At 65.5% G+C, this 12,348-nt stretch carries 17 protein-coding genes; 9 read left to right on the plus strand and 8 right to left on the minus strand.

Annotated features, from left to right (window positions below; all coding sequences use genetic code 11):
• Positions 1-56 precede the first annotated feature (56 nt).
• Positions 57-470 (plus strand): VOC family protein, encoded by a 414-nt coding sequence (locus tag B7X65_RS18915; protein ID WP_293595840.1) that lies wholly within the window; start codon positions 57-59, stop codon positions 468-470.
• 177 nt (positions 471-647) lie between these two features.
• Here B7X65_RS18915 and B7X65_RS18920 read toward each other — a convergent pair whose 3' ends face one another.
• A complete protein-coding gene (locus B7X65_RS18920; protein ID WP_293595841.1) occupies positions 648-1,043 on the minus strand; it encodes a response regulator transcription factor in 396 nt (131 codons plus the stop codon).
• Between the two features lie 286 nt (positions 1,044-1,329).
• Between B7X65_RS18920 and B7X65_RS18925 the strand changes: the two genes are divergently transcribed.
• The 5 genes from B7X65_RS18925 to B7X65_RS18945 all read left to right on the plus strand — a co-directional run bounded on the left by B7X65_RS18925 (position 1,330) and on the right by B7X65_RS18945 (position 3,959).
• Positions 1,330-1,536: a hypothetical protein gene (locus tag B7X65_RS18925; RefSeq protein ID WP_293595842.1), complete on the plus strand. Its 207-nt coding sequence runs from the start codon at positions 1,330-1,332 to the stop codon at positions 1,534-1,536.
• Between the two features lie 145 nt (positions 1,537-1,681).
• A complete protein-coding gene (locus B7X65_RS18930; RefSeq protein WP_096699076.1) occupies positions 1,682-1,990 on the plus strand; it encodes a nucleotidyltransferase domain-containing protein in 309 nt (102 codons plus the stop codon).
• Positions 1,980-2,330 (plus strand): HepT-like ribonuclease domain-containing protein, encoded by a 351-nt coding sequence (locus tag B7X65_RS18935; protein ID WP_293595843.1) that lies wholly within the window; start codon positions 1,980-1,982, stop codon positions 2,328-2,330. Before B7X65_RS18930 ends, B7X65_RS18935 begins: the two co-directional genes overlap by 11 nt.
• A 205-nt stretch (positions 2,331-2,535) precedes the next feature.
• Entirely contained in the window at positions 2,536-3,114 is a 579-nt protein-coding gene (locus B7X65_RS18940; RefSeq protein ID WP_293595844.1) for an NnrU family protein, read from the plus strand.
• 257 nt (positions 3,115-3,371) lie between these two features.
• Positions 3,372-3,959 (plus strand): hypothetical protein, encoded by a 588-nt coding sequence (locus tag B7X65_RS18945; protein WP_293595845.1) that lies wholly within the window; start codon positions 3,372-3,374, stop codon positions 3,957-3,959.
• Between the two features lie 127 nt (positions 3,960-4,086).
• On the opposite strand, the gene B7X65_RS18950 is transcribed toward B7X65_RS18945, so the two are convergent.
• Entirely contained in the window at positions 4,087-5,793 is a 1,707-nt protein-coding gene (locus B7X65_RS18950) for an AarF/UbiB family protein (protein WP_293595846.1), read from the minus strand.
• 303 nt (positions 5,794-6,096) lie between these two features.
• On the opposite strand from B7X65_RS18950, the gene B7X65_RS18955 reads away from it, so the two are divergent.
• Positions 6,097-6,555 carry an SH3 domain-containing protein gene (locus B7X65_RS18955; RefSeq protein ID WP_293595847.1) on the plus strand — a complete coding sequence of 153 codons (459 nt, stop codon included), beginning with the start codon at positions 6,097-6,099 and terminating at the stop codon, positions 6,553-6,555.
• Between the two features lie 86 nt (positions 6,556-6,641).
• Here B7X65_RS18955 and B7X65_RS18960 read toward each other — a convergent pair whose 3' ends face one another.
• Complete coding sequence (locus B7X65_RS18960; protein ID WP_293595848.1) at positions 6,642-7,004, minus strand: DUF4148 domain-containing protein; 363 nt, start codon at positions 7,002-7,004, stop codon at positions 6,642-6,644.
• Between the two features lie 294 nt (positions 7,005-7,298).
• Here B7X65_RS18960 and B7X65_RS18965 point away from each other — a divergent pair, with 294 nt between their 5' ends.
• The gene (locus B7X65_RS18965) at positions 7,299-8,255 is read left to right on the plus strand and encodes an alpha/beta hydrolase (RefSeq protein ID WP_293595849.1); all 957 of its coding nucleotides are present in this window, start codon (positions 7,299-7,301) and stop codon (positions 8,253-8,255) included.
• Between the two features lie 550 nt (positions 8,256-8,805).
• Here B7X65_RS18965 and minE read toward each other — a convergent pair.
• From minE to B7X65_RS18990, 5 genes are all read right to left on the minus strand, one after another.
• A complete protein-coding gene (minE, locus tag B7X65_RS18970; RefSeq protein WP_077592906.1) occupies positions 8,806-9,078 on the minus strand; it encodes a cell division topological specificity factor MinE in 273 nt (90 codons plus the stop codon).
• Between the two features lie 6 nt (positions 9,079-9,084).
• Positions 9,085-9,900: a septum site-determining protein MinD gene (gene minD / locus B7X65_RS18975; RefSeq protein WP_293595850.1), complete on the minus strand. Its 816-nt coding sequence runs from the start codon at positions 9,898-9,900 to the stop codon at positions 9,085-9,087.
• Between the two features lie 128 nt (positions 9,901-10,028).
• The gene (gene minC / locus B7X65_RS18980) at positions 10,029-10,796 is read right to left on the minus strand and encodes a septum site-determining protein MinC (RefSeq protein WP_293595851.1); all 768 of its coding nucleotides are present in this window, start codon (positions 10,794-10,796) and stop codon (positions 10,029-10,031) included.
• 298 nt (positions 10,797-11,094) lie between these two features.
• A complete protein-coding gene (locus B7X65_RS18985) occupies positions 11,095-11,553 on the minus strand; it encodes a PaaI family thioesterase (protein WP_293595852.1) in 459 nt (152 codons plus the stop codon).
• On the minus strand, positions 11,550-11,999 hold the full coding sequence (locus tag B7X65_RS18990) for a MerR family transcriptional regulator (protein ID WP_293595853.1): 450 nt from the start codon (positions 11,997-11,999) through the stop codon (positions 11,550-11,552). Before B7X65_RS18990 ends, B7X65_RS18985 begins: the two co-directional genes overlap by 4 nt.
• Between B7X65_RS18990 and B7X65_RS18995 the strand changes: the two genes are divergently transcribed.
• The gene (locus B7X65_RS18995) at positions 11,998-12,147 is read left to right on the plus strand and encodes a hypothetical protein (protein ID WP_293595854.1); all 150 of its coding nucleotides are present in this window, start codon (positions 11,998-12,000) and stop codon (positions 12,145-12,147) included. The genes B7X65_RS18990 and B7X65_RS18995 overlap by 2 nt on opposite strands.
• The last annotated feature ends 201 nt before the right edge of the window (positions 12,148-12,348 follow it).

Below are 12,348 nucleotides of genomic sequence, written 5' to 3' on the forward strand. Positions count from 1 at the left end.
TGGTTTCATCAGTGTCTTGCTGAGAACAGTCGATCATATTCACCCAAGGAGCCACCATGTCCGATCCCTCCGACCTTCCCCCCAGCATCCTCTCCCACCTCTCCATAGGCACCAACGACTACCCGCGCGCCCGGGCGTTTTATGACGCGGTGCTGGGCGCGCTGCAGATCAAGCAGGTCATGACGCACGGCGAGTCGGTGGCTTATGGCCGGGCGTTTCCGGAGTTCTGGGTCGGGCGGCCGCTCGATGGGGGGCGGGCTGCGCCGGGCAATGGCACCCACATCAGCTTCCTGGCCAACTCGCCGGCGGAGGTGGATGCCTTTCATGCGCAGGCGCTGGCGCTGGGCGCGTTGTGCGACGGGCCGCCCGGCTTGCGGCCGCACTACACGCCGACGTACTACGCGGCCTTTGTGCGCGACCTGGACGGCCACAAGATCGAGGCCATGTGTTTTGCCGAGGCGGCGGGCTGAGGCTCTTGCTCTTGGGTCCGGCGGGGCCTGTTGGCCGGATTTTAGGGGTGAAATCTGCCTCTGGACCTTATGGAGTGTGCGTGGGCAGCTACTAAATACGTAGCAGATCCGTAGCGCACCCGGGCCGCTTCGGCGCCGGCTGAGGGGTGTGCAGGCCGCGCTGGCGGCCTGCCGGCACTACCAGCGTGTTTCGCCGGTGACCCGCTCCACCTCGTTGATCGCATAGGTGGTGAACTCCTCGATCTCGGTGGCTTTGTCGAACACGGCGTCGGCGCCTGCGGCCAGGCAGCGCTGGCGCATGGCCGGGGTGGCGTAGCCGGTCAGCACAACGATTTTTTGCCGCAGGTCGCGGTTGCCGCAGCTTTTGACCACATTCAGGCCGTTGCCCTGCAGCAAAAACAGGTCGACCACGGCCAGGTCCCAGTCTGTGGGGTGGTCGGCCAGCCATTGGCGGGCCTCGTCTTCGCTGCTGGCCCCGCCCACCACGCGGGCGCCCACCAGCTCTTCCAGGGACTCGGCCAGGTTGGCGCGGATCACGGGGCTGTCTTCGACCAGAAAGATTCTCAGGCGCATCAAGGGACCGGTTGAAGAAAAAAGCCGCCTGGGCAACAGGCGGGCGGGGTGCAGAAATTCTTCAGGCGAGTCTACACAAGGATGGGGGTTGCCTTGAAAACTGCCCACAGGGGCCATGGGACGCGCCGCCGGGCTTGGCTGGCTGCGTTTGCAAGCGGGCCTGTATGACATAAAACAAGAACACGCAGCCAAAAAGGCGTAACTTGATGGCATGGCCCAACCCGGCAGCATGGCTGGCGCGGGGACCTTTTTCCCCTTCATCCCCCTTCATTCCAAGGAGTGCACCATGCCCAGCAGCAAGAACCAGAACCCGCGTGACAAGCAGCCCCCCCACACCGGCAAGGTGGAAAACGACACCAACAAAATGGGCGAGCAGGATGCCACCCAGCTGAACCAGGGCAAGCGCACGCCCGACAGCCGCAGCGACCGCGAGGCGCATGTCGGCGGCAGCAACCAGTCGCAGGCGCGGCGCGGGAAAACCACCGGGCATTGAGGCGGCCGGTTCGGGGGCTGGCGCGGGCATCCAATCGGGGCCCAGCCCTTGATTGGTGAGCGCCAGCAGCTATGTTTGTCATAGCGGGCTGATGATGGTTGCCTTGCTGGATCAATCACACCCTCGCTGGTACCATTGCGCCACGATGCATCCCCTCATCACGCAAAAGCGCGCGGACATTGCGCGCATCTGTCAGCGACTGCACATCCAGCGGCTGGAAGTGTTTGGATCGGCCGCGCGCGGCACCGACTTCGATCCACTGCGCAGCGACGCTGACTTTCTGGTGGAATTTGCCCCCGGTGCCAAGCGCGGGCTTGATGGCTACTTTGCGCTCAAGTCGGAGCTGGAGCAGTTGCTCGGGCGCGGTGTTGACCTGGTTGAGCCGCGCAGCGTGCGCAACCCGTACGTGCTGGCAGGCATCAATAGCGCACGTGAAGTGGTTTATGCAGCGTGACCCGCGGGCCTGGCTTTGGGACGTACGCGAGGCTGCCGCAGCCATCAAGCAGTTCACAGCCGGGCTGGACGCCGACAGTTACGCGCACACGCCGCTGGTTTATTCGGCGGTGGAGCGGAAGTTTGAAATCATCGGCGAGGCGCTGAACCAACTGGACAAGGCGCAAGCTGAACTGGCTGCCCGCATTCCACACCTGCCGCAGATCGTGGCGTTCAGAAACCAGCTCATTCATGGTTATGCGCGGGTAGATCACGATACGGTTTGGGACGTCATTGAACACTCACTGCCGGCGCTGGAAGCGGTGGTCAATGAATTGCTGCAGGAGCTGGGTCAGGGCTGACGGGGCCGGGCCGGGATGACTGGCCTTTTTGATTCTGCGTGACTTTTTCATGTCAAATCGGCCTTCAGCCCTTTATCCACCTGCGCCACCAGCTATTAATTCAATAGCGGAATGGCGCCAACCAACTCAACCAGTTCAGCCCGAACGGCGTGGCGGCGCACGCCGCGGGCGCTCATAATCGCTTCCATACTTCGAGGAGATGGCGGTGGCAATACTGATTCTGGGTCTGGTGCTTTTTCTGGGCGTGCATTCCATACGCATCGCTGCCGACGGCTGGCGCACGGCGACGATAGGCCGCGTGGGTGAGCTGCCCTGGAAGGCGGTTTATGCGCTGCTGTCGATTGCCGGTTTTGTGCTGATCGTGTGGGGCTTTGGCCTGGCGCGGCAGCAGCCGGTGCAGCTGTGGATGCCGCCACGAGGCATGCGGCACCTGGCCTCGTTGCTGACGCTGATCGCTTTCATCCTGCTGGCGGCCACCTATGTGCCGCGCAACGCCATCAAGGGGCGGCTGCACCACCCCATGGTGCTGGGCGTGAAGGTGTGGGCGCTGGCCCACCTGCTGGCCAACGGCAACTTGGCGCATGTGGTGCTGTTCGGCGCCTTCCTGGTGTGGGCGGTGCTGAGCTTCAGGGCAGCGCGGGCGCGTGACCGGGCGGCAGGCACGGTGTACGCGGCGGGTACGGCTTCGGGTACGGCGATCACGGTGGTGGTGGGTGCGGCGGCCTGGGCGGTGTTTGCGTTCTGGGCGCACGGCTACCTGATCGGCATCCGGCCCGTCGGCTGAGTTGGGCCGGCAGCGCCTGTGCCGGTGGCCCGGAACCGCGCTTGGGCGGGAATGCGGGTAGTGAATGGTGACATCCGCTACATCCGGCCGGCATGGCCGTTCCGCATGGTGAAGACGGCTTGTCATGTAAGCGGTCACTTGCGCTAAAGTGCTCGCCTAGTGGTGGCAATGCATCACCTTACAAAGCCAACGAAGCCGACACTCAGTGAACATTCTGGCGTTGGAAGATGAACGCTTCTTCAACAGCAGGAGCTTCAATGATCCGTTTCAACAAATTTCAATCTGCCTCTTCCCGAACGCTGGCACCTGTGGCCAAGCCGCGGGCCTTGCGCGCCCTTCCTTCCCTGATGGTGCTGACCACGGCCATGATCTGGGGTGTGTCAGCGCAGGCCGGCGGCTTGGTGAATGTGGACGGTGCCGTGCGCGGCGCCACCGGCGTGACCGTTGCCGCCGGCCCGGCGGCGAATGCTGGTGTGGGTGCAGGCATTGGTGCGAACACGGCCGTGCAGCCCGCTGGCGGCACCGCCAATGCCGGTGTTGGCCTGGAGGCCGGCGTGCGCGCAGGTGCCAATGGCAATGCGACGGCGGAAGAGCACAGGGCGCCCGCAGGCGCGGCCAACAGCGCCACTGATGGCGCAGGCAAGGTGCTGGGCGGTGTGCGTGATACGGCGGAAGCCGCAGGTGGTGCTGCAACGACCGGCGGCAAGCGCGTGGCGCAGGCCGGCAAGGCTGGAGTGAAAAGCGGCACCGGCGCAGCCAAAGCTACGGGTGGCCAGGCGAAGGCCAAAGTGAAGGCCGATGCCAAGGCGGACGCGGCCGTTGAGGGCGCCGCCCCGGCCCGCTAAAGCGCGCCAACCGTCTTTGACGGGCTTTTAAAAGACCGTAACAGGCTTTAAAAGACGCTCAAAAGGCTGGAGGCGCCTTCAACCCAAGCAGCATTTGCCAACAGGCGGATGCTGCTTTTTTTTGGGTTTACTCCGCTTCGTCGATGTCGCGCCCGCGGCTGCTGCGCCAGATGGCGCGCACCAGCCACAGGCCGCCCAGCACGGCGCCGGCGAAGCCAAGAAAGCCGAACAGCGGCAGGCCCATCAGCGTGGGGCCGCCCTTGACCGTCATGACGATGGACGAACCGATGATGAGGGCGGCAATGATCAGCGCCATGGCCAGGCGGTTGGCGGCGCGGTTGAGCTGGTCGCCCACGCGTTTGAGGTGGGCCAGCTCGATGCCGACGCTCAGGTGGCCGCGGCGCGCGTTGCGCAGCAGGCGCGAGACGTCGTGCGGCAGCTGTTCGGCCACGGCCAGGGTGCGGCGCAGGGTCTTCCAGGCGCGGCCGGCCAGCGCCTCGGGCTGGTAGCGGGCGCGCAGCACCTGGCGCAGCATGGGCGTGGCCTCGGTGGCCATGTGAAAGCCCGGGTCCAGCCCGCGGCCCATGCCCTCGAGCGAGATGAAGGCCTTGATCAGCAGCGCCAGGTCGGACGGCAGGCCCAGGTGGTGCTCGCGCAGCAGCGTGGTGACGTCGGCCAGCATCTGGCCCAGGCTGAGCTCGGCCAGCGGCGTGCCGTGGTACTGGTCGACAAAGGTCTCGATCTCGGTTTCGAGCTGCCCGAGGTTGGTGCCGTGGCTGTCGCCGGTCCAGTCCATCAGCACGTCGGCCACGGCCTGCGCCTGCCGCTCGACCAGGCCCAGCAGCAGCTGCAGCAGCTCTTCGCGCCGGCGCTCGGACAGGCGCCCGACCATGCCGAAGTCGATGAAGGCGATGCCGTTGCCGGGCAGGTAGAACACGTTGCCGGGGTGCGGGTCGGCGTGGAAGAAACCGTCTTCCACAATCATCTTGAGCACGGCGCGCGCGCCACGCTGGGCCAGCAGGGTGCGGTCGAAGCCGGCCTCGGGCGTGAGCTGGTCGAGCTGGTCGCCGGGGACGCCGGTCACGAAGTCCTGCACGTTCACGCGTTCGCCGGTGTGCGCCCAGTGCACGCGCGGAATGACGATCCACGGCAGCGGCGCCATGTTGGCGGCAATACGTTCGGCGCTGCGGCACTCGCCGGCCAGGTCCAGTTCGCGGCGCAGGGATTTGACCAGTTCACGCACCAGCTGCTGCGGGCGGTAGGGTTTGAGCGCGGGCATTTCCGCTTCCACCAGCGCGGCCAGGCGGCCGAGCAGGCGCAGGTCGGCCTCGATCACCTCGGTGATGCCGGGGCGGCGTATCTTGACGATGACCTCGGTGCCGTCCTTGAGTTGCGCGCGGTGCACCTGGGCAATCGACGCGGCGGCCAGTGGCTCGGTGTCGAAGCGGGCAAACACGCCTTCGGGCTCGCCGCCCAGGTCTTCGCGCAACTGCGGCCGCAACTGCTCGAAGGGCACGGCGGGCACATGGCTGTGGAGTTTTTCGAACTCGGCAATCCACTCGGGGCCGAACAGGTCGGCGCGGCCGGCCAGGATCTGCCCGAGCTTGACAAAGGCCGGGCCCAGCTCTTCCAGGGCCAGGCGCACCTGCACGGGGGGCGCAATGCGGGCCAGGTCGGCGGCGCTGTCCCACCTGAGGGCGTGGCCGGCGCGCTCGAGCTTGTCGGCCAGGCCCAGGCGGCGCACGCTGTCGCCGAAGCCGTGGCGGATCAGCACACCGGCAATTTCGTTGAGGCGCCCCATGTCGCGCGCGGCGCTCAGAGTCTCTATCAGCATGGGGCGATGATAGCCGCGTGCCGGGGCGTTGCGGTGGCCTGGCGCCTGGGGTGGACTCCGGGCGTGATGGAAAAAAGGGCTCCAGCCCTTGCTGCTGTTGCGCGGGCAGCTATGAAAAATGGAGTGTCTGCAGGATGCCCGGACCCGCCGGGCTAACATGAAACCGTTGCCGCCGCGCCGTGCCGGCCGCTAAACCCATGCACGCAGGTGCGACAAACTGCGGGCTTTGACACACAGGCTCAGGGTGAAAGAATGCGGCTTGGGCCCCGTGGGCCGCCGCGTTAATTTTTGAACTGGAGTTGCATGTCACACCTGACCCGTCTGGCCGGATGGCTGGTTTCCCTGAGTCTGGGGACCCTGGTGTTCACCCACGCCGCGCAGGCGCGCGAGATGGTGAGCGTGAACCGGCCGGAGATCAGGATGCGCGCCGGTGCCGGCACCGGACATGCCGCGCGCTGGGCGCTGAACAAGGGCTACCCGCTGGAAGTGACCGGCCGCAAGGGGCGGTGGCTGAAGGTGCGTGATTTTGAAAACGACACCGGCTGGGTGTACCGGCCGCTGGTCGGCAAGACGCCGCACCATGTGGTGAAGGCCCCGGTGGCCAACATCCGCAGCGCGCCGACGACCGGCAGCCGCATTGTGGGCAAGGCCGAGCGCGGCGAGGTGCTGCGCACGCTGGAGCGCCGCGACAGCTGGGTCAAGGTCCAGCCGGAGAGCGGCCGCAAGGGCTGGGTGGCGCGCCGCCTGCTCTGGGGCTGGTGAGGCGGCAGAAACGCGCATGCCCGCAGCGGGCTTGCGCTGCGGGCCTGTGAATAAAAGAGGGGGGCCGTGGCAGGCCCCGGAGCCCCTTATTGGGCGGCGTTAAAAGGCTGGCCGGCAACCCGCACGCCGTTGGTCACCCCCTGGTGCTGCGCGAGGTAATGCGAGCCACTGTCTTCACCATTGAACGCCGCGACTTCGTTGCGGGCGGCCACATACTCGGCAACCACCTGGGCGCGTGAAGCGGTGCTCTGGAACTTGGCCAGTGGGTTGTACTGGGTGGACCAGGGGCTGGTGCCGGACTTCTTGAACTGGTCGAGTTCAGCGCGCACTTCAGCGCGGCTCTTGGTGCTGTTGAAAGGCGTGGTGTCGATGGTGATGTCGTCAGCGAAAGCGTTGCCGGCCACAGCAGCGGCGGCGATGACGAGGGCGGAGGCGATATGGCGGTTCATGATGATGGATCCTTGAAAAAAATGGATGACAAATCCGGGCATGGCGAGCCCTGGTGGCCCGTCTGTTTCCAGCCTCGGTGAGTCCTTGCTTGAAAGTTGCGGCTCATCGATGAAGAGCAGATGGGCGGCAAAGCCCCGGCAACAAGCTGCCGCTTCGTCGATGCTCTGTTTCGGTTTTGGAAACAATCAGGCCGCTGCGGCGTACGGCCCTTGCCGCCTGGACCGGCGGCCCGCGTGATAGGCTGCCGAAGTTTGAATGCACCGGCATTCAGTATCCTGCGGCGGAGCGACTCTATGACACTGTTCTTACGAAGCCTTTTCTTCTTTCTGGCCGCCTTGCTGGTTCTCGCCGCGGTGGCTCTGGTGGCCACCTGGGCGCCGGACCAGCCGGTGGAGGCGCTCAAGCCGCGCTGGGCGCAGCCGCCCTCGCAGTTCATCACCATCGACGGCATGCAGGTGCACCTGCGTGACGAGGGGCCCAGGGACGACCCGTTGCCCATCGTGCTGATCCACGGCACCTCGGCCAGCCTGCACACCTGGGAGGGCTGGGCCGCGGCCTTGCGCGGGCAGCGGCGCGTGATCCGCTTCGACCTGCCGGGTTTTGCGCTGACCGGGCCGAACCGGCAGAACGACTATTCGGCCGAAGCGTACGTGCGCTTCGTCACCGCCGTGGTGGACCAGCTGGGCGTGCAGCGTTTTGTGCTGGCCGGCAATTCATTGGGCGGGCAGGTGGCCTGGGCGACGGCGGTGGCGTTGCCGCAGCGTGTGGCGCGGCTGGTGCTGGTGGATGCCAGCGGTTACCCGCCCGAGTCGGCCAGTGTGCCGCCCTCGCTGCCGCTGGGTTTTCGCATTGCGCGCATGCCCGCGCTGCGGGCGCTGACGCAGTACACGCTGCCGCGCAGCGTGGTTGAAAAGAGCGTGCGCAATGTGTATGGCGACCCCGCCAAAGTCACGCCCGAACTGGTGGATCTGTACATGGACATGACCTTGCGCGCGGGCAACCGCCAGGCGCTGGGGCGGCGCATGGACCAGGGCTACACCGGCGATGTGGCCGGGCTGAAGGCGCTGGCCGTGCCGACGCTGATCCTCTGGGGCGGGCAGGACCGGCTGATTCCGCTGGAGTTCGGCCAGCGCTTTGCGCGCGACATCGCCGGCAGCCGGCTGGTGGTGTTCAACGACCTGGGCCACGTGCCGCACGAGGAAGACCCGGCGCGCACGGTGGCGGTGGTGAAGACGTTTCTGGGGCTGTAAGCCGCGGCGGCAGGCCCCTCGTTGTCATGCCGGGCCTGACCGGATCCATGTTGGCTTGCTCGGGTCGTTTGGTGCGCCTGCACCTGTAGGCCGGGGGTTGCCCGGCGGCAAGTAACTTTCTTTTGCTTCGCCAAAAGAAAGTCACCAAAGAAAAGGCGACCCGATGGTCCGGGTCCCCTGCGCTGCGCTTCGGGGCAACCTGCGGTGCTCGCCAAAATCGGGGTCGAGCTCGAACTCGCCTTCGGCTCAGACAATCGCTCGCCCTGATCCGTTTTTGGCTGCGCTCCTCGGCCCAGCCCGACGGGTGGGGACACAAATGCGGGAACGGATGCGGATGCGGGGAGACCTGACGCGCGCAGCGCGTCAGGTCACTCACGAGACGGTCATGTATGCACGTGGTCGCAGCACACGCGGCCAAATGAAGTCCCCCTCCATCGCCCCGCGGGGCGAGGGAGGGGCTAGGGGTGGGAGTGGGGAGTTGCGCCTACTGCCCGGAGCACACAGCAGGCGCAGCGTGATGCAAGCGACGCGGGCGCGCCGCAAGCGGACCCTACTTCTTGTCCGCGGCCTCCGGCAGCTCGATCTTGACTTCGAGCACATCGAGGTTGTCCTGGCGTTCCAGGTTGACCTTGATGTCGTTCGGGTCGATCTTGATGTATTTGGAAATCACCGCAATCAAGTCACGCTGCAGCGCCGGCAGGTAGTCGGGCTCGTGGCTGTTGCGGCCTGAGCGTTCATGCGCGAGGATGATCTGCAGCCGCTCTTTGGCGACGCTGGCGGTTTTTTTCTTTTCGCCGAGCAGGAAGGAAAGGAAGGAGGCCATGGCGGGTTATTTCCCTCCAAACACGCGTTTGAAAAAACCGACCTTGGGTGCGTCGATGAAACGCAGCGGCTTGTCCTCGCCCAGGAAGCGGGCAATCATGTCCTTGTAGGCTTCGGACACGTCGCTGCCTTCCATGTGCACGGCGGGCACGCCCTGGTTGGAGGCCTGCAGCACCGCCTCGGACTCGGGGATCACGCCGATCAGCTTGATGCGCAGGATGTCCTTGATGTCTTCCAGTGAGAGCATCTGGCCCTGGTCCACGCGGCTGGGGTTGTAACGCGTGATCAGCAGGTGCTCCTTGATCGGATCGCCTCCTTCCATGCCGCGTTTGGTCTTGGAGGACAACATGCCGAGGATGCGGTCGGAGTCGCGCACCGAGGACACTTCGGGGTTGGTGACCACCAGCGCCTCGTCGGCAAAATGCATGGCCATCAGCGCGCCGGTTTCGATGCCGGCCGGCGAGTCGCAGACGATGTATTCGAAGTCCATGTCGGCCAGGTCGTTGAGGACCTTCTCGACGCCTTCCTTGCTCAGCGCTTCCTTGTCGCGGGTCTGCGACGCGGCCAGCACGTAGAGGTTGTCGCACTGCTTGTCCTTGATCAGGGCCTGGTGCAGATTGGCTTCGCCCTGGATCACGTTGATCAGGTCGTACACCACGCGGCGCTCGCAGCCCATGATGAGGTCGAGGTTGCGCAGGCCGACGTCGAAGTCGATGACGGCGGTTTTATGCCCGCGCAGGGCCAGGCCGGTTGCAAAGCTGGCGCTGGTGGTGGTTTTGCCCACGCCGCCCTTGCCGGAGGTGACCACAATGATTTTTGCCATGCGTAAAAGTCCTTAAAGAATGAGAAGAGATGGCTGTCCCGCTATCCGTTCGTCCTGAGCCTGTCGAAGGATGGCCAGGAACCCTTCGACAAGCTCAGGGCGAACGGCCAAACCTGAAAAGCGGGGCCTCATGTTTTGATCAGATCCATGACCAGCTTGTCGCCTTCGGGACCGGGCACCAGGCGCACCTGCGTGGGCTGGCCCCACACACCATCAGGCAACGGGTTTTCGCTGGTGCGGTAGATGCCGGCGATCGACAGCAGCTCGGGCTCCAGGCTGAGCGCAAAAATGCGCGCTTCGGTGTTGCCGCGCGCGCCGGCCATGGCCTTGCCGCGCAGCGGTGCGTAGACATGGATGTGGCCGTCGGCAATGACCTCTGCGCCGGCGTTGACCATGGCCAGCACGACCAGATCGCGCCCGCGGGCATACACCTGCTGGCCGGAGCGCAGCGGCTTGTCGATCACCAGTGCGCCGGGAGCCGGCGCGGCGTGCGCTTCGGCCACCGGTGCCGTCGCCTTGCTGCGCGTGGCGGGTGCCGGGGCGGCTGCGGGAGCGCTGACAACACGAGCGTCCGGCGCGGCGACCAGCCCGGCGGCCAGGGCCGCGGCCAGTTGCGCCGGGTTGCCGCCGCGCACTGCCAGAGGGGCGACGCGGTAGGGCCGCAGCAGCGCGATCAGCGCTGCAAAATCAACCGTGGCCGCGTCAAGAGGCAACTGCGAGAGGTCGATGACCAGCGGGTCGTTGTCGAAAAAATCAGGGATATCGCCGAAGCGCAGCGCCATCTCGCGCGACAGGGCGCTGAGATCGGAGGACTTGAGGAGCAACGCCACCAGGGGCAGGTTGGCGCTTTTGATTTCGAAGGTGGCGGGGGTGCTGGCCGGGATGGCAACGGTCATGAGGGATAGGCGTCGCGTTGTCGCGGAAAGGAGAGAAAAAACGGGCGATTCAGACGGGTCTGAAAGGGACGAATCTTAACAGCGGGGCATGACGCAGTTGTGAGCGAATGAAACGCCTGTGATTGTGTGAGGATGCGCCTCATGACACAGGCAAGCCCATGTCCTGCGCACGAAACCCGGCGACGACCTGCGCGGAGGCGATGCACCGGCAGGGCTGAGCGGGAAAAGCATTGTCTACAAGCAAAAAAGGCCTCCAGCCCTTGGTTGGTGGGCGCAGGCAGCTATGTAAATAATAGCGTCACTGTGTCTGCCGAGCGGCGGCGTTGATATTGCGCGCCGTGCCGAGCAAGGTGGCGCACAGGACTTCTTCGCCCTGGCTGCTGACGGCGTACACGTCTGCCGCACAGATGGTCAGCAGCTTGCCCGCGCTGACCACCCGCCCTCGCGCGCGCAGCAGCGCACCTTGCGCGGGCGCCAGCAGCTTGATGGTGGCGTCCACCGTGGCGTTGACCCAACCCGGTGCCAGCGAGGTACCGGCGGCCGCCACGGCGGCAAAGTCGGCCACGGCAAACACCGCGGTGGCCTGCAGCTGGCCGGGGCGAAAGCAGAAGGCCTCGAGCACCGGGATTTCGACCTCCACTTCGCCGGGCACGATGCGCCTGAAGGCCAGGCCCAGGGTGCGGGCCATGGGCATGGCGAGCACCAGTTGTTCAAGCGGCTGGAACTGCGGGGAGCTGTGTGGGGCTTCGGTCGTCATGGTCTGGTTTTCCTGCGTGGTGTGGAAAGGGCGGCGGGCCAGGGTGCCTTGCCGTTGGGTGTTGCCGCGAGGCGTTGCGCTTTTTTGGCCTGGTGCGCGCGCTGCTGTTTGTGCATCCACGCGATGTGCGCGACCACGGCGCGGCGCTGGGTTTTGAGTTCGCCGATCTGCGCGTCTATTTCTGCCACGCGGGCCTGCATGGCTTCGACCATCTGTTCAAAACTCAGCCGTCCGGCGCGGTAAGCGGGAAGCTGCGCCGCAATGGCCTTGAGCGAAAAACCGATGCGGCGTGACATGGCGATGAATACCACCTCGCGGCGCATGGCGTCGGTATATTCGCGGTAGCCGCTGGCGCGGCGCGCGGGCTGGAGCATGCCGAGCTTTTCATAGTGGCGCAGGGCGTGCACGGAAACGCCGGTGCGTTGGGCGAGTTCAGAGATCTGCATGGCCACCACATTAGCAAGCTTCGCCCTGCACGAAGCTAGTGCAGTGTTGCACGCTATCTGGAACATAAAAGCGCGTCTTTTGCGCCATGGCGGCGTTGCAAATCCGCGCGATACCCTGGGTATCGCTGTGGTTTGCGCCTTGCCCTGACCCAAAATCCATCGCTTTTATTCGTTCCATCAAGCATGCAACACTGCACCAGGGCCTGTCCTGCCGCTGTCACCTGCGCGGCAGCTGGCCTGCGGCGCACAACTGTTACAGCCATGCGGGCTGGCTGCCGATAAGCTGGGGCGTGAGCGCGTCCCGTGTTGAAACTGCGGACCTGCCACTGTGCGGGCGGATCAGGAAAAG

Source organism: Polaromonas sp. 39-63-25, from assembly GCF_002278925.1.
Lineage (GTDB): Bacteria > Pseudomonadota > Gammaproteobacteria > Burkholderiales > Burkholderiaceae_C > Polaromonas.

Bases quoted from the DNA above. Each gene is read 5' to 3' on its own strand.
- minC (WP_293595851.1), bottom strand. From the start codon at position 10,796: ATGACCGTTGCCATCCCGGCCAGCACCCCCGCCACCTTCGAAATCAAA.
- B7X65_RS18960 (WP_293595848.1), bottom strand. From the start codon at position 7,004: ATGAACCGCCATATCGCCTCCGCCCTCGTCATCGCCGCCGCTGCTGTG.
- B7X65_RS18930 (WP_096699076.1), top strand. From the start codon at position 1,682: ATGCATCCCCTCATCACGCAAAAGCGCGCGGACATTGCGCGCATCTGT.
- B7X65_RS18955 (WP_293595847.1), top strand. From the start codon at position 6,097: ATGTCACACCTGACCCGTCTGGCCGGATGGCTGGTTTCCCTGAGTCTG.
- B7X65_RS18945 (WP_293595845.1), top strand. From the start codon at position 3,372: ATGATCCGTTTCAACAAATTTCAATCTGCCTCTTCCCGAACGCTGGCA.
- B7X65_RS18915 (WP_293595840.1), top strand. From the start codon at position 57: ATGTCCGATCCCTCCGACCTTCCCCCCAGCATCCTCTCCCACCTCTCC.
- minD (WP_293595850.1), bottom strand. From the start codon at position 9,900: ATGGCAAAAATCATTGTGGTCACCTCCGGCAAGGGCGGCGTGGGCAAA.
- B7X65_RS18920 (WP_293595841.1), bottom strand. From the start codon at position 1,043: ATGCGCCTGAGAATCTTTCTGGTCGAAGACAGCCCCGTGATCCGCGCC.
- B7X65_RS18950 (WP_293595846.1), bottom strand. From the start codon at position 5,793: ATGCTGATAGAGACTCTGAGCGCCGCGCGCGACATGGGGCGCCTCAAC.
- B7X65_RS18925 (WP_293595842.1), top strand. From the start codon at position 1,330: ATGCCCAGCAGCAAGAACCAGAACCCGCGTGACAAGCAGCCCCCCCAC.
- B7X65_RS18965 (WP_293595849.1), top strand. From the start codon at position 7,299: ATGACACTGTTCTTACGAAGCCTTTTCTTCTTTCTGGCCGCCTTGCTG.
- B7X65_RS18990 (WP_293595853.1), bottom strand. From the start codon at position 11,999: ATGCAGATCTCTGAACTCGCCCAACGCACCGGCGTTTCCGTGCACGCC.
- B7X65_RS18995 (WP_293595854.1), top strand. From the start codon at position 11,998: ATGGCCACCACATTAGCAAGCTTCGCCCTGCACGAAGCTAGTGCAGTG.
- minE (WP_077592906.1), bottom strand. From the start codon at position 9,078: ATGGCCTCCTTCCTTTCCTTCCTGCTCGGCGAAAAGAAAAAAACCGCC.
- B7X65_RS18935 (WP_293595843.1), top strand. From the start codon at position 1,980: ATGCAGCGTGACCCGCGGGCCTGGCTTTGGGACGTACGCGAGGCTGCC.
- B7X65_RS18985 (WP_293595852.1), bottom strand. From the start codon at position 11,553: ATGACGACCGAAGCCCCACACAGCTCCCCGCAGTTCCAGCCGCTTGAA.